At 70.8% G+C, this 17,073-nt stretch carries 16 protein-coding genes; 5 read left to right on the top strand and 11 right to left on the bottom strand.

Annotated features, from left to right (window positions below; genetic code table 11):
• Positions 1 to 5: 5 nt before the first annotated feature.
• On the bottom strand, positions 6 to 1,463 hold the full coding sequence (locus J2Z30_RS13215) for an oxygenase MpaB family protein (protein WP_044574641.1): 1,458 nt from the start codon (positions 1,461 to 1,463) through the stop codon (positions 6 to 8).
• Positions 1,460 to 2,161: a polyprenyl diphosphate synthase gene (uppS, locus tag J2Z30_RS13220; RefSeq protein ID WP_044581878.1), complete on the bottom strand. Its 702-nt coding sequence runs from the start codon at positions 2,159 to 2,161 to the stop codon at positions 1,460 to 1,462. The genes J2Z30_RS13215 and uppS overlap by 4 nt, the downstream gene beginning before the upstream one ends.
• Before the next feature lie 366 nt (positions 2,162 to 2,527).
• Between uppS and J2Z30_RS13225 the strand changes: the two genes are divergently transcribed.
• Positions 2,528 to 4,366 (top strand): glycosyltransferase family 2 protein, encoded by a 1,839-nt coding sequence (locus J2Z30_RS13225; RefSeq protein WP_044574639.1) that lies wholly within the window; start codon positions 2,528 to 2,530, stop codon positions 4,364 to 4,366.
• Positions 4,367 to 4,369: 3 nt separating this feature from the next.
• Positions 4,370 to 6,316: a radical copper oxidase GlxA gene (gene glxA, locus J2Z30_RS13230; RefSeq protein ID WP_044574637.1), complete on the top strand. Its 1,947-nt coding sequence runs from the start codon at positions 4,370 to 4,372 to the stop codon at positions 6,314 to 6,316.
• A gap of 3 nt (positions 6,317 to 6,319) precedes the next feature.
• On the opposite strand, the gene J2Z30_RS13235 is transcribed toward glxA, so the two are convergent.
• The 4 genes from J2Z30_RS13235 to J2Z30_RS13250 all read right to left on the bottom strand — a co-directional run bounded on the left by J2Z30_RS13235 (position 6,320) and on the right by J2Z30_RS13250 (position 9,884).
• Entirely contained in the window at positions 6,320 to 7,402 is a 1,083-nt protein-coding gene (locus tag J2Z30_RS13235) for a glycoside hydrolase family 6 protein (RefSeq protein WP_044574635.1), read from the bottom strand.
• Positions 7,403 to 7,598: 196 nt separating this feature from the next.
• Positions 7,599 to 8,306: a class F sortase gene (locus tag J2Z30_RS13240; RefSeq protein WP_107073555.1), complete on the bottom strand. Its 708-nt coding sequence runs from the start codon at positions 8,304 to 8,306 to the stop codon at positions 7,599 to 7,601.
• A gap of 80 nt (positions 8,307 to 8,386) precedes the next feature.
• On the bottom strand, positions 8,387 to 8,977 hold the full coding sequence (locus J2Z30_RS13245) for a hypothetical protein (protein ID WP_044574633.1): 591 nt from the start codon (positions 8,975 to 8,977) through the stop codon (positions 8,387 to 8,389).
• 124 nt (positions 8,978 to 9,101) lie between these two features.
• The gene (locus J2Z30_RS13250) at positions 9,102 to 9,884 is read right to left on the bottom strand and encodes an HAD-IIA family hydrolase (protein ID WP_044574631.1); all 783 of its coding nucleotides are present in this window, start codon (positions 9,882 to 9,884) and stop codon (positions 9,102 to 9,104) included.
• A 259-nt stretch (positions 9,885 to 10,143) separates the two neighbouring features.
• Here J2Z30_RS13250 and J2Z30_RS13255 point away from each other — a divergent pair, with 259 nt between their 5' ends.
• Entirely contained in the window at positions 10,144 to 10,332 is a 189-nt protein-coding gene (locus J2Z30_RS13255; protein ID WP_044574629.1) for an antitoxin, read from the top strand.
• 43 nt (positions 10,333 to 10,375) lie between these two features.
• Here J2Z30_RS13255 and J2Z30_RS13260 read toward each other — a convergent pair whose 3' ends face one another.
• Together J2Z30_RS13260 and J2Z30_RS13265 are read right to left on the bottom strand one after the other, a co-directional pair.
• Positions 10,376 to 11,968, bottom strand: a complete 1,593-nt coding sequence (locus J2Z30_RS13260) for a hypothetical protein (RefSeq protein ID WP_052701546.1) — start codon at positions 11,966 to 11,968, stop codon at positions 10,376 to 10,378.
• A gap of 118 nt (positions 11,969 to 12,086) precedes the next feature.
• Positions 12,087 to 13,175 carry an ROK family transcriptional regulator gene (locus J2Z30_RS13265; protein ID WP_044581875.1) on the bottom strand — a complete coding sequence of 363 codons (1,089 nt, stop codon included), beginning with the start codon at positions 13,173 to 13,175 and terminating at the stop codon, positions 12,087 to 12,089.
• 68 nt (positions 13,176 to 13,243) lie between these two features.
• On the opposite strand from J2Z30_RS13265, the gene J2Z30_RS13270 reads away from it, so the two are divergent.
• Together J2Z30_RS13270 and J2Z30_RS13275 are read left to right on the top strand one after the other, a co-directional pair.
• Positions 13,244 to 14,344, top strand: coding sequence for a Gfo/Idh/MocA family protein (locus J2Z30_RS13270; protein WP_044581874.1), 1,101 nt, complete (start codon positions 13,244 to 13,246; stop codon positions 14,342 to 14,344).
• Positions 14,341 to 14,829 carry a heme-degrading domain-containing protein gene (locus J2Z30_RS13275; RefSeq protein ID WP_044574627.1) on the top strand — a complete coding sequence of 163 codons (489 nt, stop codon included), beginning with the start codon at positions 14,341 to 14,343 and terminating at the stop codon, positions 14,827 to 14,829. Before J2Z30_RS13270 ends, J2Z30_RS13275 begins: the two co-directional genes overlap by 4 nt.
• Positions 14,830 to 14,891: 62 nt before the next feature.
• Here J2Z30_RS13275 and J2Z30_RS13280 read toward each other — a convergent pair whose 3' ends face one another.
• The 3 genes from J2Z30_RS13280 to J2Z30_RS13290 all read right to left on the bottom strand — a co-directional run bounded on the left by J2Z30_RS13280 (position 14,892) and on the right by J2Z30_RS13290 (position 16,989).
• On the bottom strand, positions 14,892 to 15,758 hold the full coding sequence (locus J2Z30_RS13280; RefSeq protein WP_044574625.1) for a fumarylacetoacetate hydrolase family protein: 867 nt from the start codon (positions 15,756 to 15,758) through the stop codon (positions 14,892 to 14,894).
• A 138-nt stretch (positions 15,759 to 15,896) separates the two neighbouring features.
• Positions 15,897 to 16,556, bottom strand: coding sequence for a YidC/Oxa1 family membrane protein insertase (locus J2Z30_RS13285; protein WP_044574624.1), 660 nt, complete (start codon positions 16,554 to 16,556; stop codon positions 15,897 to 15,899).
• A 112-nt stretch (positions 16,557 to 16,668) separates the two neighbouring features.
• Complete coding sequence (locus J2Z30_RS13290) at positions 16,669 to 16,989, bottom strand: DUF6412 domain-containing protein (RefSeq protein WP_044581873.1); 321 nt, start codon at positions 16,987 to 16,989, stop codon at positions 16,669 to 16,671.
• Between the last annotated feature and the right edge of the window lie 84 nt (positions 16,990 to 17,073).

The following is a 17,073-nucleotide window of genomic DNA, read 5'->3' on the forward strand; positions in this document are numbered from 1 at the left end:
GCGGCTCACGCCTGGGCGAGCAGAGGGTCGTAGGCTGCCGATCGTCGGCGGCCGGACATGAAGGCCAGGAAGTCCCCGATGAAGGCGCCGCGCGTGTAGGTACGGCCGGTGCCGACGGTGTCGCGGTGGAACGCGGTCTGAAACAGCGTCCGGTATTCGTCGGCGTCGATGTGCTGGTCGCCGTCCTTGTCCGTGGCGTCGAAGAGGACCTCGGCGACCTTGATCAGTGCGGGGCCGGCCAGGGAGGGAACGGCGGCGGCGTACTCGCGGGCGCTGACGCGGCCGTCACCGTCGGTGTCCAGTGCCGTCTGGAGCTCACGCCACCAGTCGGCGTAGGCGTTGTAGAGCCTCGTTTCCTCGGGCTCCTCCAGATCGAGGCGGGTGGACAGTTCGCGGGCCATGGCGGCGAGGTCCGGCCAGTCCACGTACCCGTCGCCGGTCTGGTCGAGCACCTCGCGGAAGAACTCCTCCGCACCGCGTTCGGTGCCGGTGCGGGAGCCGGGTTCCGGTTGCGGAGGGAGAGGCGTGATGAGCCGGATCAGGGCACCGGCTCGCCGCATTTTGTCGTGCAGGGCGGTGACCGCCCGAGCTCGTGGGTCGTCACTGTGGGGCGAGAGAGCCAGCAGGTCGGCGATGGCGTCGGCTCGGACCCAGCCGTCCGGCAGGAACCGGGTCAGACCGACGGCCAGATAAGCCCCCTGCATCAGGGTCTGCGCACCGGGCATCTCGGGCAGCCCGGCACGCCGTCGGAAGGGCTCCGGGAGCGAGGCTACGGTGATCGCCCCGATGAGCGGGCCGACGACGGCCCGGCCGGTGGCCCACAGCGTGGGCAACCCGCCCAACAGGGCCGGAGCGGGCAGATGGTCGAACAGCTTGTAGAGGATGATCCGCATCGCCTCGGTGTTCTCCAGCTCCCGCGCCACCACGTCGTCGTAGTAGAGCCAGAACTCGGAGAGGGTGGGCGGCAGGTGACCGGCCTCGTCTCCCATGGCGGCCAGGTATGCCTGGAACTCGGTGTACAGCCGCTCCATGGCGTGCTGCTCAAGAGGCTGTCCGCTCAGTCGGCACATGGTCACGGTGGACTCGAAGATGGTGGCCACCACCCAGGCCCGTACGGCGGGGTCCATCGCGCTGTAGGGCCGGCCCCGCGGGTCGGTTCCGCTGAGCCGTGCGTGGAGGCGGTTGAGCCGTGCCGCCTCGCGGAGCCGTAGCTGTTCGTCGTCACCGAACATGCGCTGCAAGCTGCGGATGGTGTTGCGCAGCCGTCGCCACGGGTGGGCGACGAAAGTGGAGTTGTCGATCAGCGCGGCGCCGACCTGCGGGTGCGCGGCCTCCAGCACAGTCGCCCGGACCATGGCCAGGGCCCATCGCGGATCGTTGACGAATTCCTGGAACTGCGAGCCCGCGCCGAACAACCCACCGTCCTGGGCGCTGTCGGGGGTTCCGCCGTCTGCGATGGTCACGATCGGGAATCTCCGTTCTGCTCGGGCAGCACGCCACCGAAGCGGCGATCGCGTTGCCGGTAGGTGTGCAGGCATTCGAGGAAGTGCGGCGCGCGGAAGTCGGGCCAGAGCACGGTCGGGAAGACCCATTCCGCATAGGCGACCTGCCAGAGCATGAAGTTGGAGATGCGCTGTTCCCCCGAGGTCCGGATGACCAGGTCCACGTCGGGTGTGTCGGGGAAGGGCAGATGGGCGGCGAAACTCCGCTCGTCCACCGCCTCGGCCGCCACACCCGCGCGGATCAGTGACCGCGCGGCCGCGACGATGTCCCCGCGGCCGCCGTGATTGAACGCGACGGTCAGGGTCATCCCTCGGTTGTCGCCGGTCAGTGTCATCAGGTCGGCGAAGTCGCGTGCCAGTGCCCGAGGGATCCTCGGGTCGCTCACCCCGAGGAAGCGGCAGCGGATCCCCCGTGCGTGCAGCAGCGGCGCGTGCTTGCGCACCACCGTGCGCACCAGCCGCATCAAATAGTCGACCTCGGCACTCGGCCGGCTCCAGTTCTCGGTGGAGAAGGCGTACAGGCTCAGCCACTCCACGCCCGCGGCCCGAGCCGCCTCGATGACGTCGATCACGGTCGTCTCCGCCGCCCGATGACCCGACGTACGCGGCAGCGACCGCTGGGCCGCCCACCGTCCGTTGCCATCCATCACACACGCCACGTGACGCGGCACCCTGAGCGACCGGTCACCATCGGCGAACCGCAACGCGGAAGCGGGATCGGCGAACGCATCGCCCACAGTGTGCCCAGCTACCACGGCAGCCCTCCCCTTGGCCCGCCACCACAGGTCGACACGGCGATCGCACCTGAAGCAGGGTGCCAGCCCCCGAGCCCGAATGGCGCGCCGGAGCCACGCATTCACCCTTGGATCTGTTGTCCGAATCAATCGGCACCGAATCCGGAAGGCAGCCATTCCATGTCCGTAAGGTCGGCTGCCTCCACTATCGTTCCCCTGCGGCCGAAGGGGGGCCGGGGGCCGACAGAACGTGACGGCACGCACTCAGTCCTGCGTGCGGGGGGATGACTCATGACGTCGACGCCGACTGGCGCCCGCCATCCGTCGTACGGCGAGTACGACTCGTCCACGACCAGGCGCCTGCGCATCCCGAGGCAGCACCCGACCGGGCCGGACCGGCACCGGCCCCGGCGGCGGCCACTGCCGAAGTACGACTACGAGCACTACAGCAGGCTGGCCGGACCGCTGACCCAGCCCGAGCCCGAGCCCGGCAAACCGTACCGGGTGCGCTACCGCAGTCTGCTCGCCGAGGAGCCGCACCGGATCCGCGCGGCGCTGCTGCTCGGCGCCGCGCCGCTGGTCTCGCTGGGGCTGCTGGTCTGGCTGACGCAGCCCGCGCACTGGACCAGCCGGGAGGGCACCGGCCCGGTCCTGGCGGTCATGGACGTCGTGATGCTGGTCTCGATAGGGCTGATCGAGTTATTCCGGACGCTGAACGTCACGTCCAACGCGCATGCGACGCTCGTCGCCCGCGACCCCGTCCCCGTCGTGCCGGAGACCGGCACCAAGGTCGCCTTCATCACCACCTATGTCCCCGGCAAGGAGCCGCCGGCGATGGTGCGGAAGACCCTGGAGGCCGCGATCCGCGTCCGGCACCGCGGGGTGCTGCATGTCTGGCTGCTGGACGAGGGGGACGATCCGGAGGTCAGGGAGGTCTGCCGGCGGCTGAACGTCTATCACTTCACCCGTAAGGGCGTCGAGAAGTGGAACCAGCCCAAGGGCCCGCACCGCGCCAGGACCAAACACGGCAACTACAACGCCTGGCTGGACGCGCACGGCGATGAGTACGACTTCTTCGCCTCCGTGGACACCGACCATGTGCCGCTGCCCAACTATCTGGAGCGGATGCTCGGCTACTTCCGCGATCCGGACATCGCCTTCGTCGTCGGCCCGCAGGTCTACGGCAACTACGACGCGGCCGTCACCAAGGCCGCCGAGAGTCAGCAGTTCCTCTTCCACGCGCTGATCCAGCGGGCGGGGAACGCCTACCGGGCACCGATGTTCGTGGGCACCAACAACGCGGTGCGGATCAGCGCGATCCAGCAGATCGGCGGGGTGTACGACTCGATCACCGAGGACATGGCCACCGGATTCGAGCTGCACCGCCACCGCAATCCGGCGACCGGCGGCTCATGGGGGTCGGTCTACACCCCGGATGTACTGGCGGTCGGAGAGGGGCCGAACGCCTGGACGGACTTCTTCACCCAGCAGCTGCGCTGGTCGCGCGGTACCTACGAGACGATCGTCAAGCAGCTCTGGAAGGCGCCGTTCTCGCTGCGGCCCGGCAGGCTCTTCAACTACTCCCTGATGATGATCTTCTATCCGATGTCGGCGCTGAACTGGATCCTGGCCGCGCTGAGCTGCGCGCTGTTCCTGGGCTTCGGCGCCTCCGGCGTCGAGATCGACCCCGCCATCTGGATGATGCTCTACGGCAATGCCTCCGCGCTCCAGATCGGCCTCTATGTCTGGAACCGGAGACACAACGTTTCCCCCCATGAGCCGGAGGGGTCCGGCGGGGTGGCCGGAATGGTCATGTCGGCGCTGGCCGCGCCCATTTACGCCCGCTCGCTGCTCGATACCGTGCTGCGCCGCAAGAGCCGCTTCGTGGTGACTCCGAAGGGCGACTCCGCGAGCCCCGACACCCTCTTCGGCACCTTCCGGATCCATCTTTTCTTCCTGGTGGTCTTCGGCGGGTCGCTCGCCTCTTCCTTCTACTTCGGCCACAGTCATCCCGCGATGACCGTTTGGGCATCACTTGCCCTGGCTGTCACAGCCGCGCCGATCATCGCCTGGCGGTGGACCGTCCGCCAGGAGAAACGGAACACGCAGCCCGCCCTTGGGGGACGATAAGAAGTGAAGTACCGACCGAGTCGCCGCACCCGCCGCTTCGGGATCGGTGCGGCGGCTGTCTTCGTGCTGGCCGGGATGAACGGCCCGGCCCTCTACCGTTTCAGCTCGGACAAGTACCACGCGTACAAAATCGACCAACCGGAGTACAAGGCGGAGAACGGCCACTGGGATGTGGTCGATGTCCCCGAGGAATACCGGATCAATACGATCCACGCCGCCCTGCTGCACACCGGCAAAGTGCTGCTGGTGGCCGGCTCCGGGAACAACGCCAAGAACTTCGCCGCCAAATCCTTCCGCAGCGTCCTATGGGACCCGGAGCAGAACACCTTCACCAACATTCCCACCCCCAAGGACCTCTTCTGCTCCGGGCACAGCCAGCTCCCGGACGGAAAGCTGCTGGTGGCGGGAGGTACCCAGCGCTATGAGAAGCTCAGGGGCAATGTCGAGAAGGCGGGCGGACTGATGTTCGTCCACAACGAGAGCCCCGACAAGCCTAAGACCCTCCCCGCCGGGACCCGCTTCACGGGGAAGGAGAGCGGCAAGACCTTCGAGTCCAAGGACCCGATTCTCGTTCCGCGCGCGAAGAAGAGCAAGAATCGCAAGGGGAAGGTCACCGTCACCGCGAGCACGGCGCGGGTCTATGTGGAGGCGCTGCGCAAGGGCAAGAAGTACCAGACCGGCACCGAGGACAATTACCGGATCTCCGGGCTGAGGGGAAAGGACAAGCGGAACTTCTACGGGATCGCCCAGAAGCTGTCGTTCGACAAGAAGGACTTCCAGGGCATCAAGCAGGCGTATGAGTTCGACCCGGAGGCCGAGCGGTATGTCCCGGTCGGTCCGATGAACGAGGCCCGCTGGTATCCGACCCTGACCACCCTCCAGGACGGCAAGGTGCTCGCGGTCTCCGGGCTGGACGAGATCGGCCAGGTGGTGCCGGGGAAGAACGAGATCTACGACCCCAAGACCAAGAAGTGGAAGTACCTGCCCAAGAAGCGCTTCTTCCCGACCTACCCCGCGCTGTTCCTGACCGACAAGGGCCGGGTCTTCTACACCGGCTCGAACGCCGGATACGGCCCGGATGACAAGGGCCGCACGCCCGGCATCTGGGATCTGAAGACCAATCGGTTCGATGTGGTCCCGGGCATCAGCGACTCCGACGCCCTGGAGACGTCGATGTCCGTGCTGCTGCCGCCCGCGCAGGACCAGCGGTACATGGTGCAGGGCGGGGGCGGGGTCGGCGAGGACCCCAAGTCCTCGGCGAAGACCCGGATCGTCGATCTGCACGCCGATAAGCCGCGGTTCCGCAATGGCCCGGAACTGTATGCGAAGGTGCGCTATCCGAGCAGTGTGATCCTTCCCGATGACACCGTTCTGACCACGAACGGCTCGGGCGACTACCGGGGCCGCGGCGCCACCAACGTGCTGAAGGCCGAGCTCTACAACCCGAAGAGCAACACCGCGCGCGCGGTGGCCGATCCGCTGGTGGGCCGCAACTACCACTCGGGGGCGCTGCTCCTGCCGGACGGCCGGGTCATGACCTTCGGCTCGGACTCGCTCTTCGCCGACAAGGCCAACACCACGCCGGGTGAGTTCCAGCAGCAGATCGACCTCTACACCCCGCCGTATCTCTTCCGCGACTCCCGTCCGAAGCTCGCCGACACCGCGCCCAGGACGGTCAAGCTCGGCGGGAAGACCACTTACCGGACCGCGCACGCATCGGCGATCACCAAGATGCGGCTGATCCGGCCCGGCTCCTTCACCCATGTGACCAATGTCGAGCAGCGGTCGATCGCCCTTGACTTCACCCGGACGAAGGACGGGGTGACGGTGACCCTGCCGAAGGACTCGTCCGTGGTGCCGCCGGGGTGGTACATGCTCAACGCGGTGGACGACCAGGGAACGCCGTCGAAGGCGGCGTGGGTGAAGGTGCCCGCCCCGAAGAGGAAGTGACGGCTAACTACTTCCACGGTCGGCGTTACGGGCGAGATCGAGCGCGTACCGGGGCCACCACCGACCCGCGGTGGGACCGCCCTTGCAGGTGCCGTCCGACTCGCCCGGACGCTTGATCCACAGATAGGCGTCGATCCGCTTGTCCCCGGTGTCGACGGTCGGCCTCTCGCCCAGCGCCCGGCCCTTCGGATTGCACCACGCCTGCGGGTCGTTCTTCCCCGGGACCGGGCCATTGCCGTTACGGCTGGTGTCGATCACGAAGGGCTTGCCGCCGATCAGCGCGGACAGCCGCTTGCCGTAGGCCCGGTTCTCCTGGGTCGTCTGGTAGTTCGAGGTGTTCAGCGCGAAGCCGTCGGCCTTACGGATACCGGCCCGCTTCAGCGGCTCGACCATCCGGCGCGGGTCCTTGATCCAGTGGGGGTTTCCGGCGTCCAGATAGACCTTGGTGCGCGGCAGCCCCTTGAGCTTGTCCACCGCGCCGGTCAGTAAGTCGTACCGCTCCTCGTGGAACTGCTTGGGCGTACAGCCGTCCACCACGTGCGGCAGCGCGTCGGGCTCCAGGACGACCGTCGCCCGGCGGTCGCCGATCCCCCGGACCACCTTGTCCAGCCAGATGCGATAGGCGTCGCCATCGGCCGCGCCGCCCTTGGAGTACTGCCCGCAGTCGCGGTGCGGGATGTTGTAGAAGACCAGCAGCGCATCCCGGTTCACCTGATCCGCGGCCGCGGTGAACCCCCGCGCCTGCCCCTCCGGGTCGTCCACCCCCAGCCACTCCGCGACGGGCTGCTCCGCGATCTTCGCTATCAGCCTGGCCTCGCCGTCCTCGCCCTTCTTCCGATACGCCGCGAGCTGGCGCGCCGCGCTGCCGTCCGGATTCACCCAATAGGGGATCGTGGCCTTGGGCCGCTGCTTCGGCTGCCCGGCGAGCGAGGCATGGTCACTGTCCCCCTCCGAGGCCCCGAAACACCCGGAGACCACGGCGCACGACAAGAGCGCCCCGGCGACGGAGACCACGCGGGTACGGCTGCGGGCGCCGACGTGGGCACGGGCGACGTGATGCGAACGGCCGGCGCAACTGCCGTACATCCACTCCCCCTTGGGTGCACGCTCCGGGGAACAAACGGCGCTCCCCCGGCGGGACAAGACCGGTCGAATCAATCCTTACACACCACCCCGAACCACCGTGCCCTCATCCACGACCCGCCCCGCTTTTCGCCCGTACGCCCACGACGAGCCGCGACGCGGCGCGGCGCGGCCCTCGGAGGGGGTGCCGTCGCACCGGCTAGTGCGGCGCACTGCGGCTGCCCGCCGACACGTTGCCGGGGGAGCCCGTCGTGCCCGTCAGGTAGGCCGAGACGACGACGTTCGCCGAGTACGTCCGGGTCGAGCGGTCGTACTTGCCCCCGCATGTGATCAGCCGCAGCTCCGCGCGGTCATGGGACCGCGACCCGTACACCCGTCGCGCGTCGAAGTGCTTCTCCGGCACCACCTCGACGTCCTCGACCGTGAACTCCGCCGTCGTCCCGTCCGATCGCGCGACCCGCACCCGCTCCCCCCGCTTGAGGTCGCTCAGCTCGTGGAAGACCGCCGGTTTGCTCTTCGTGTCCAGGTGGCCGACCAGCAGGGCGGCGCCCGGGGAGCCGGGCTCGGGGCCGGCGCGGTACCAGCCGACCGTGCCGGGGCGGCTGAAGGGCGGGGGCTGCACGGCCCCGTCGCGGTCCAGGCCGCTGGCGACGATGGGGGCGCGGACCCCCGCCGCCTCGATCACGACCCGCTTCGGCCGGGCGGAGGCCAGCGGCGCGTGCGCCGGGGGCAGCGGATGGGCGGACGGCCGCCCGACCGCGGCCACGTCCCCGGTCATGGGCGCCGGACCGCCCGTGCCCTCCGTCGCGTCCCGGCCCCACATCCACAGGCCCAGCAGCAGTGCCGCCCAGGCGAGTCCGATGGCCGGCCGTCCGAGGCTGGAGAAGCGCTTCCTGATGCCGTCCATGTTTCCGTCGTTTCCGTCGTTTCCATCGCTTCCGTTGCTTCCGTTGCTTCCGTCCATCTCCGTATCCAGATCCATGGGGGTCAGCTCGCGGCACGGGAGGGATGGCGGCGGCGGTGGACCGCGAGGCCGCCGACGGCCACGGCCGTACCGCCGGAGAGCACCAGGCCGTACGCCTCCGCGGCGCCGATGTCGTCGCGTGGCCGCGCCTCGTCGGGCGCGGTACCGCCCCCGCCGGCGCGGACGGGGGCGACGGGCGAGGGCGGGCGCTCCACGGCGAGGGCGACCCCGCCCGCGCCGCCCTGCCCGTCCCCGCCCGCGCTGTCCGCGCCCGTTCCGTCCGCGCGGACGAGGCCGCCGTCCGCGCAGTCCAGGGTGACCCGGTGCGCCCCCTTGGCCGCCGTCGAGCGGATCGTCGCCTCGCTGAAGAGCGCGTCCCCCTCGGGCGTCAGCTCCGCGTCGTCCACGAACACCGGTGACGAGGCAGTGGCCACCCGGTCCGGGCAGCCGAAGGCCCAGACCTCGACCTCGGCGCCGGGGGCGAGGGCCCGCGGACTGATCCGGATCGTGGTGGTGGCGGAGTGGCGCTGCTCGGCGAGGGCCGGAGCCGCGGCCGTCACCGCCGCGACGACGGCGCACGCTGCGCTACAGAGAGTGAGTGCGACAATGCGCATGGTGAAACCTCCCGATACCAAGAGGCTCACGCGCCCGGCAGGGCCCCGCATCCGCTGCGGGCGCCTACTGCGCCATCCGGGGCACAGGGCTCACCGGCGGGTCGTGCCAGGGCTCACGCGCGGGTCATGCGATGCGTTCCACGAGGTCCGCGATGGAGTCGACGACCGTGGACGGGCGGTACGGATACCGGTCCACCTCTCCCGCCTTGGTCACCCCGGTGAGCACCAGGAAGGTCTCCATACCGGCCTCGAGCCCGGCCCGCACATCCGTGTCCATCCGGTCGCCGATCATCGCGCTGGACTCGGAGTGGGCGCCGATCGCGTTCAGCCCGGACCGCATCATCAGCGGGTTGGGCTTGCCGACGAAGTAGGGCTCCTGGCCGGTGGCCTTGGTGATCAGCGCGGCCACGGAGCCGGTGGCGGGCAGCGCGCCCTCGGCGGAGGGGCCGATCTCATCGGGGTTGGTGGCGATGAACCGCGCACCGTCGTTGATCAGCCGGATGGCCTTGGTGAGCGCCTCGAAGCTGTACGTACGGGTCTCGCCGAGCACCACATAGTCCGGCTCGACATCCGTAAGGACGTAGCCGATGTCGTGCAGCGCGGTGGTCAGCCCCGCCTCGCCGATGACATACGCGGTGCCGCCGGGGCGCTGCTCGTCCAGGAACTGGGCGCTGGCCAGCGCCGACGTCCAGATGTTGGCCACCGGAACGTCCAGCCCGATCCGGGACAGCCGGGCGTGGAGGTCGCGCGGGGTGTAGATGGAGTTGTTGGTGAGCACCAGGAAGGGCGTGTCGGATTCGCGCAGCCGCTTGATGAAAGCGTCGGCACCGGGCACCGGTATGCCCTCGTGCATCAGCACACCGTCCATGTCGGTGAGCCATGACTCGATCGGCTTGCGCTCTGCCACTGGTTGCTCTCCGCTCGGAATCGGCCTCTACGACGACCTCAGCGTAACCGGGGAAAGCGCTGGGGAGACCGCCCTGTGTTCCGGAGCACGATCCGTTCGCCGTCCGTTACGCCATCCGTTTCGCCGTCCGTTTCGCCATCCGTTCGCGTTCCGTCCCAGCGCGACAGATCCGCACAGGTGTCTGATCCTGGGGAAGGGGCGGAATCCGCCCCTCCGTGGAACGAGCCGGACCGTGAGGCCGGACCGTAAGGAGGCCGCGATGGGCATGATGGACAAGCTCAAGGGCGCGATCAGCAAGAACCCGGACAAGGCCCGGAAGGGCGCTCGTAAGGGGTCCGAGACCGCGGACAAGAAGACCGGCGGCAAGCACTCGGAGCAGATCCAGTCCGGCTCGGACAAGGTCGACGACGAACTGCGCCGCCGGGGCGAGGGGCCCCGGGGCCAGTAGTTCGTACATGCGCCGGATGTGAGGGCGCCGGGGGTTCGGGACTTCAGACCCCCGAGCGCCGGGACCTCACCACGAGGACGGTTCCGCAGGTCACGAGCGCGGCGCTGATGACGCCGAGCCCCACGAGCAGGGCGGTGTGACGGCCCGTCGCGGCGAGTTCGGGCATCCGCTCGTGCTCGCGCTCGTGGCCGCCGTCCTCCTCGTGACGGCCGTCACTGCCGGTACCGGTGCTGGGCTCGGTCTGGGGCTCGCGTCCGGGGTCGGTTTCGGCGCCGGGGTCGTCGGTCTCCGTACCCAGCCCGGTGTCGGTGCCGAGGTCGGTCCCCACGTCAGTGCCGGGATCGGTCTCCGTACCGAGGTCGGTGTCGGTCTCCAGGCCCTCGTCGAGGTCGGTACCGGTGCCGGTGTCGGAGCCCGTCTCGGTGTCGGTGTCGGTGCCGGTGTCAGTACCCGTCTCGGTGTCGGTGCCCGTATCGGCGTCCGCGCTTGAGTCCGAGCCCGGATCCGTGTCCGCCCCGAGGTCGGTGTCCATGTCCGTATCGACATCCGCGCCCAACTCGGAATCCGTATCGGTGCCGGTATCCGCTCCGGTCCCCGCGTCCTCTTCGACGCTGGGGTCGGAGTCGATGTCGGCCTCCGCGCCGACGTCGGCGTCCGCCTCCGTGTCGGCGTCAACGTCGCTGTCGGCACGGGGCGGCACCGCGGCCGGGCTGCTCTCCTTATGGATCGCGCCGGGGCTTCTGGTGGCGCTCGGCTTCCGGCTCGGCGCGGCCGAGGCGGTCTCCTCGGACGTTCGGCTCGGCGTGGCCGTGGGGCGCTTGGAACGGGTGGTCGGTTCCGGAGCGGGCTTCGTCTCGGCGTCCCCGTCGGTGGCGGCTCCGGCGCCGACACCGGTGTCCGTCCCGGCCTCCGTAAGCCCGCCGGAGCGCGTGGCCGCCCTCGTACGCGTTCCGGCGTCCGGGCCCGTGGTTCCGGTGCTGGTGCCGGTGCCGGTACCAGTGCCCGTAGTACCGGCATCCGTATCCGAGCCCGTACCCGAACCCGTAGCCGCCCCGCCGATGCGGAAGACGTAGTCGTTCGACTGCCCCACCCAGTCGCCGTCGTCCGCGCGCCGCTGTACGGCGATCGCGTTGGCCGTCACCGGCCCCTCGGGCGCGTCCGCGGTGAAGCGCGTGCGCACCTGGACGTCGACGGTCTTGTGCGCGGGCACGGTGAAGCCCTTGAAGTGGTCGTCGAAGACCCCGATGTTCTCGTCCTCGTCCGTGGTCTGGAAGGAGACGGTCCGCCAGGTGGCACCGCCGTCCGCGGAGGGGTCAAGGAACTCGAAGCCGATATGGCGGGGCCGCAGTTGATGGGCCTGGTCGACCAGGACGGCGATGGGGTGGATGGCGCGGCAGCCGGTGTCCGTGGCATTGCGCAGTTCGAGGTGCCAGCCGCGCCAGCCGCCGCCCAGGGCGTACTGGTCAGGACCGCCGCGCAGATGGGCTTCGATCGGAAAGTCGGAGGCGTTCCGGTCCCCGCAGGCGGCGGGCTCGGCCTCGGCGGCGTACGCCGGGACCCCATAGAGGGCCGGGGCGAACGCGAGCGCGGCCGCCGGAAGGACAGCTCGTAGGGACAGTGCGGTGGGCAAGCGCATGAGTGACCTCTGCTGTGCTGCGGTTTTCCCCGAGCACTCCGCTACATTCCGCGTCCGCACGCCGACACACCGCACCAGGCCCGGATTGCCCCCGACTGGCGGTCAGGATCCCCCTCGATCAGCCCAGTGCGAACAGCGGTGCGAGCACCAGCCGGGCGGCGCCCTCGACGACGGCCCGCTCGCCCCGCTCCACGACGTCCACGGAGACCGGGGGGCGGCTGGCGCGGGCGGAGTCCTCGGCGATCATCGTGGCCACACCGCGAACGTACGGCTCGGGGTCGGCCAGCACCATCCGGCCGCCCAGGAGCACCCGGTCGATGTCGAGGAGCCGTACGAGGTTGGTCGCGCCGATGCCGAGCAGCCGCGCGGCGTCCGTACGGTCGCCACGCGCGACGGCGGCGAGGCACAGCGCCTCCAGACAGCCGTTGTTGCCGCAGTCGCAGGGCGGCCCGTCGAGCTGTATCACCTGGTGCCCGAACTCCCCCGCGTCGGTCCGCGCCCCCCGGTACACATCCCCGCCGAGCACCAGACCGGCGCCCAGGCCGGTGCCCAGGTGGAGATACGCGGCCGACTCGGCGGTCCCGGCGGTCACCAGCCCGAGCGCCGCGGCGTTGGTGTCCTTGTCGAGGACGACGGGGAGGGCGAGCAGGTCGGCGAGCGCGTCGCGCAGCGGGAAGCCGTCCCACTGGGGGAAGCCGGTGACGCGGTGCAGCACGCCCGAGCCGTGGTCGAGCGGTCCGGGCGCGGCGACGCCGACGCCGAGCAGCCCGCCGCCCGCCGCCGCGTCCGCGAGGAGCGCCCTGACCTCGGCCGTGGCCGCCGCGAGCGCCTCCTCCGCGGGCGCGCCGAAGTCGAAGGGGGCCGAGCGGGCCGCGACCGAGGTGCCCGCGAGGTCGACCAGGACCGCCGTCACCTCGTCGCGGTCGAGCTGGAGCCCGATCGCATGGCGGGCGTCCGGGACCAGCCGGAGCGCGGTGGGCGGCTTGCCGCCGGTCGAGGCGCGCTGACCGGCCTCCGCCAGCAGCCCCTCCGCCCTCAGCCGGGCCGTGATCTTGCTGACCGCCTGGGGGGTGAGGCCGGTGCGCCCGGCCAGCTCCGGCCGGCTGACGCCGTCCTCGCCCGCGTCCCGCAGCAGTCGCAGGACGAGTGCGGCGTTGTGGCTGCGCAGGGCGGTCAGATTGGCTCCGGGCCCGGCCGCTCCGGACATCGTGCTGTTCACCCCTCCATTGTGGCCACCGCTTGCACTTTGGCAACACTGTTGTCAAAGTGGGCTTCATGGATGCCACCGATGACAGCAGCACCACCCGAGTGGGACTGATCGGCTACGGCCTGGCCGGATCCGTCTTCCACGCCCCCTTGATCGCGGCCACCGAGGGACTGGTCCTCGACACCATCGTCACCTCCAGCCCGGAGCGGCAGCGGCAGGCGCGCGCCGAGTTCCCCGACGTCCGGCTCGTGGACTCCGCCGATGAGGTGTGGGCCAGGGCGGATGAGCTGGACCTGATCGTCATCGCCTCCCCGAACCGCACCCATGTCCCGCTCGCCCGCGCCGCCCTCGAGGCCGGGCTGCCGACCGTAGTGGACAAGCCGCTGGCCGCGACCGCTGCCGAGGCCGAGGAGCTGGCCGCGCTCGCCGAGGCCCGCGGGCTGCTGCTGACCGTCTTCCAGAACCGCCGCTGGGACAACGACTTCCGCACCCTCCGCAAGCTGCTCGCCGAGGGCGCGCTGGGCGAGGTGCAGCGCTTCGAGTCCCGCTACGAGCGGTGGCGGCCGCAGCTCAAGGGCGGCTGGCGGGAGTCCGGCGACCCTGCCGAGGCCGGCGGGCTGCTGTACGACCTGGGCAGCCATCTGGTCGACCAGGCGCTCACCCTCTTCGGCCCGGTCGAGTCCGTCTACGCCGAGGTCGATGTGCGCCGTCCCGGGGCACAGACCGACGACGACACCTTCATCGCCCTCACCCACACCGGCGGGGTCCGCTCCCATCTGTGGATGAGCGCGACCACCGCCCAGCTCGGCCCGCGCTTCCGGGTGCTGGGCAGCGAGTCCGGCTATGTGAAGTACGGCCTCGACCCGCAGGAGGCCGCCCTGCGCGAGGGGCTGCGCCCCGGCGACCCGTCCGTCGCATGGGGCGCCGAACCGGAGGGCGACTGGGGCCGGCTGGGCGCGGGAGAGTCCCCGACGACCGGCGGCGGCGTTCCGGTGGAGACCCTCCGGGGCGACTACCCCGCGTACTACGCCGCCGTCGCCGCCGCCCTCCGCGACGGCACCCCGCCGCCGGTCACCGCCGCCGAGGCCGCGGCCACCCTGCATGTGCTGGCGGCGGCCCGGGTGGCGGCCGCGGAGCGCCGTACCGTCCGGATCGAGGTCCCCGCATGAGCGAGCACACTGACGCGATATCCCACGTGGCGGAGCTGGAGGAGCAGGAGCGCCGGCTGCGGCTCCCCCGCTTCGACAACGACGACGCCTGGCGGCTGGGCTGCCTCATCGCCGACCTGGCCCAGGAGCGCGGCGCCGCCGTGACGATCGGCGTCCAGCGCGCCGGTCAGCGCCTCTTCCACCGCGCGCTTCCGGGCACCTCCCCCGACAACGACGCCTGGCTGGAGCGCAAGTGCCGGGTCGTGGAGCGCTACGGGGCGAGCTCGTTCCTGGTCGGCACCCGCTTCCGCGCCAAGGGCAGCAGCTTCGAGGAGTCCTCGCGCCTCGCCCCCGACCGGTACGCGGCGCACGGGGGCGCCTTCCCGATCCATGTGACGGGCACGGGCGTCATCGGCGCGGTCGCGGTCTCGGGGCTGCCGCAGGCCGAGGACCACGCGCTGGTGGTGGAGGCGCTGGAGCGCTATCTGTCGACGGCCCAGGGCTGAGTCGAGGGAGGGGCGGCCCCGGCGGGGCCGCCCCTCCCCCATCCAAATGATCCGGTCCCGCGTCAGGCGTCCTTGAACTCCTGGCGCTGGCGGCCCAGCCCCTCGATCTCGAGCTCGACGACATCGCCCGCGCGGAGGTACGGCTTGGGCTCGGGGCGGCCCATGGCCACGCCCGCCGGGGTACCGGTGTTGATGACATCGCCGGGGTAGAGGGTCATGAACTGGCTGAGGTAGCGGACCACCTCGGCCACGCCGAAGATCTGGTCCGCCGTGTTGCCGTTCTGCTGGAGCTCGCCGTTGACCCAGAGGCGCAGGCCCAGGGCCTGCGGGTCGGGGACCTCGTCGGCGGTCACCAGCCAGGGGCCCAGGGGGTTGAACGTCTCGCAGTTCTTGCCCTTGTCCCACTGGCCGCCGCGCTCGATCTGGAAGGCGCGCTCGGAGACGTCGTGGGCCACCGCGTAGCCCGCGACCGCGGCGAGGGCGGCCTCGTCGGAGTCGAGGTAGCGGGCAGTGCGGCCGATGACGATGGCGAGCTCGACCTCCCAGTCGGTCTTCACGCTGCCGCGCGGGACGAGGACCGTGTCATCGGGGCCGACGACCGTGTCCGGGGCCTTCATGAAGACGATGGGCTCTTCGGGGATGCTCGCGCCGGTCTCGGTGGCGTGGTCGTGGTAGTTCAGCCCGATGCATACGATCTTGCCGATACGGCCGAGCGGCGGGCCGATCCGCACCCCGCCGTCCTCGATCGCGGGCAGCGCGTCGTCCCCCTCTGCGGCCGCCGCCGCGCGCACCCGCGCGAGGGCGGCCTCATCGGCGAGGAGGGCGCCGTCGATGTCCGGGACCAGGGCGGACAGATCGCGCAGGGTGCCGTTCTGATCGAGCAGCGCGGGGCGTTCCGCGCCCGCCGGTCCGACTCGCAGCAGTTTCATCCCAAGACTCCCGAGGTCACAGGCCGGTGCGAGGCGCCTACCGGCCGATTGATCCTCCCTTCAGGGGCGTCCAGCCCGCAAGACCTCATTCACGGACTGGGACATCGGTCTCAAGGGTGACCACGGCCGGCGTCGTCGTCAGCGGTGCAGCAGGGCCCGCTCCACCGCCGTCCAGGTCGTGCTGGTCGCCAGGTAGAGCGCCGCCGCCAGCGGGACCACGGCGGCGGTGACGAGGGTGCCGAACGACAGCAGCGGCAGCGCCCTGGCCACTCCGGGCGCCCCGGGGACCGTCGCCTTACGGGCGCGGAGATACGTCCAGGTGGCCACGGCCGCGATCAGCGCGAAGAGCCCGGAGTAGACCAGACCCGGCCCACCGCTGAGCACCCCGCCCCAGTCGGCGCCGAGCGGGGCCCCGGCGAGCGTGTGGTCGAGGAGGTCTCCGGCGCCGCTGCCGGTGGAGAACACGTGGTACATGACGAAGAAGACCGGAAGCTGGGCGAGCGTCGGCAGACACCCCGCCAGCGGTGACGCGCCCTCCTTCGTCTGGAGCTCCGCCATGGCGCGCCGCATCCGCTCGGGGTCGTCCCGGTGCTTGCGGCCCAGCTCGGTGATCTTCGGCGCGAGCGCGGCCCGCGCCTTCTCGCCGCGCACCGCGGCGCGGGCGAGGGGATGCAGCGCGGCGCGGACGCACAGCGTGAACAGGATGATGGCGACCGCCGCCGCGGACGCGCCGAAGAGCGGATCGAGTCCGTCCGCCATGGTGGTCAACAGGGAGCCGAGGGAAGAGAAAAGGGACATGGGAGCCCTCCGCGGGTCTCGTCGTGCCGGAGTGAGGAAGACATCGGCGTGACGAGCCGCGTGGCGCGGCGGTACGGATCCTGGACCCCATTGGGGCTCCGCCCCGGTGCGCCTACGCGGCCGTCGGCAGGCGACGGCCCGGCGCTCGGGGCCTCGGGCGTCCGGCCGCATCGGGATCCCGCTGCGGCAGGAACGCCGTACGGCGCTCCCGGTCCCGTATCGCGGTGCGAACCCGCCCGGCGGGGACGGGCATCCGGCCACGGGAGGCGAGGATCGCGCACATGGCCAGCGCGGCGGCGACGGCGGTCGTGGTCGCGACGGTGGCGGCGAGGGCGACGGCGCTGACCACACCGCTCTGCGTCAGCAGAACCCCGGTCAGCAGGAACAGGCAGACGCCCAGATGCGTCCGCAAGCGTTCAAGTCGTCGCGACACCGTCACGTCCCCCTCTCCCGGCCGGTCTCCCCTCCTGGCTCCGCCAGTCTAAGCAGATCGGGGGCCACGCGGCGGAGCCGCATA

The organism is Streptomyces iranensis (genome assembly GCF_017874715.1).
Taxonomy (GTDB): Bacteria; Actinomycetota; Actinomycetes; order Streptomycetales; family Streptomycetaceae; genus Streptomyces; species Streptomyces iranensis.

Coding starts and splice junctions, on each gene's coding strand:
- J2Z30_RS13225 (WP_044574639.1), top strand. CDS start 2,528: ATGACGTCGACGCCGACTGGCGCCCGCCATCCGTCGTACGGCGAGTAC.
- J2Z30_RS13235 (WP_044574635.1), bottom strand. CDS start 7,402: ATGTACGGCAGTTGCGCCGGCCGTTCGCATCACGTCGCCCGTGCCCAC.
- J2Z30_RS13240 (WP_107073555.1), bottom strand. CDS start 8,306: ATGGACGGCATCAGGAAGCGCTTCTCCAGCCTCGGACGGCCGGCCATC.
- J2Z30_RS13245 (WP_044574633.1), bottom strand. CDS start 8,977: ATGCGCATTGTCGCACTCACTCTCTGTAGCGCAGCGTGCGCCGTCGTC.
- J2Z30_RS13255 (WP_044574629.1), top strand. CDS start 10,144: ATGGGCATGATGGACAAGCTCAAGGGCGCGATCAGCAAGAACCCGGAC.
- J2Z30_RS13260 (WP_052701546.1), bottom strand. CDS start 11,968: ATGCGCTTGCCCACCGCACTGTCCCTACGAGCTGTCCTTCCGGCGGCC.
- J2Z30_RS13265 (WP_044581875.1), bottom strand. CDS start 13,175: ATGTCCGGAGCGGCCGGGCCCGGAGCCAATCTGACCGCCCTGCGCAGC.
- J2Z30_RS13270 (WP_044581874.1), top strand. CDS start 13,244: ATGGATGCCACCGATGACAGCAGCACCACCCGAGTGGGACTGATCGGC.
- J2Z30_RS13275 (WP_044574627.1), top strand. CDS start 14,341: ATGAGCGAGCACACTGACGCGATATCCCACGTGGCGGAGCTGGAGGAG.
- J2Z30_RS13280 (WP_044574625.1), bottom strand. CDS start 15,758: ATGAAACTGCTGCGAGTCGGACCGGCGGGCGCGGAACGCCCCGCGCTG.
- J2Z30_RS13285 (WP_044574624.1), bottom strand. CDS start 16,556: ATGTCCCTTTTCTCTTCCCTCGGCTCCCTGTTGACCACCATGGCGGAC.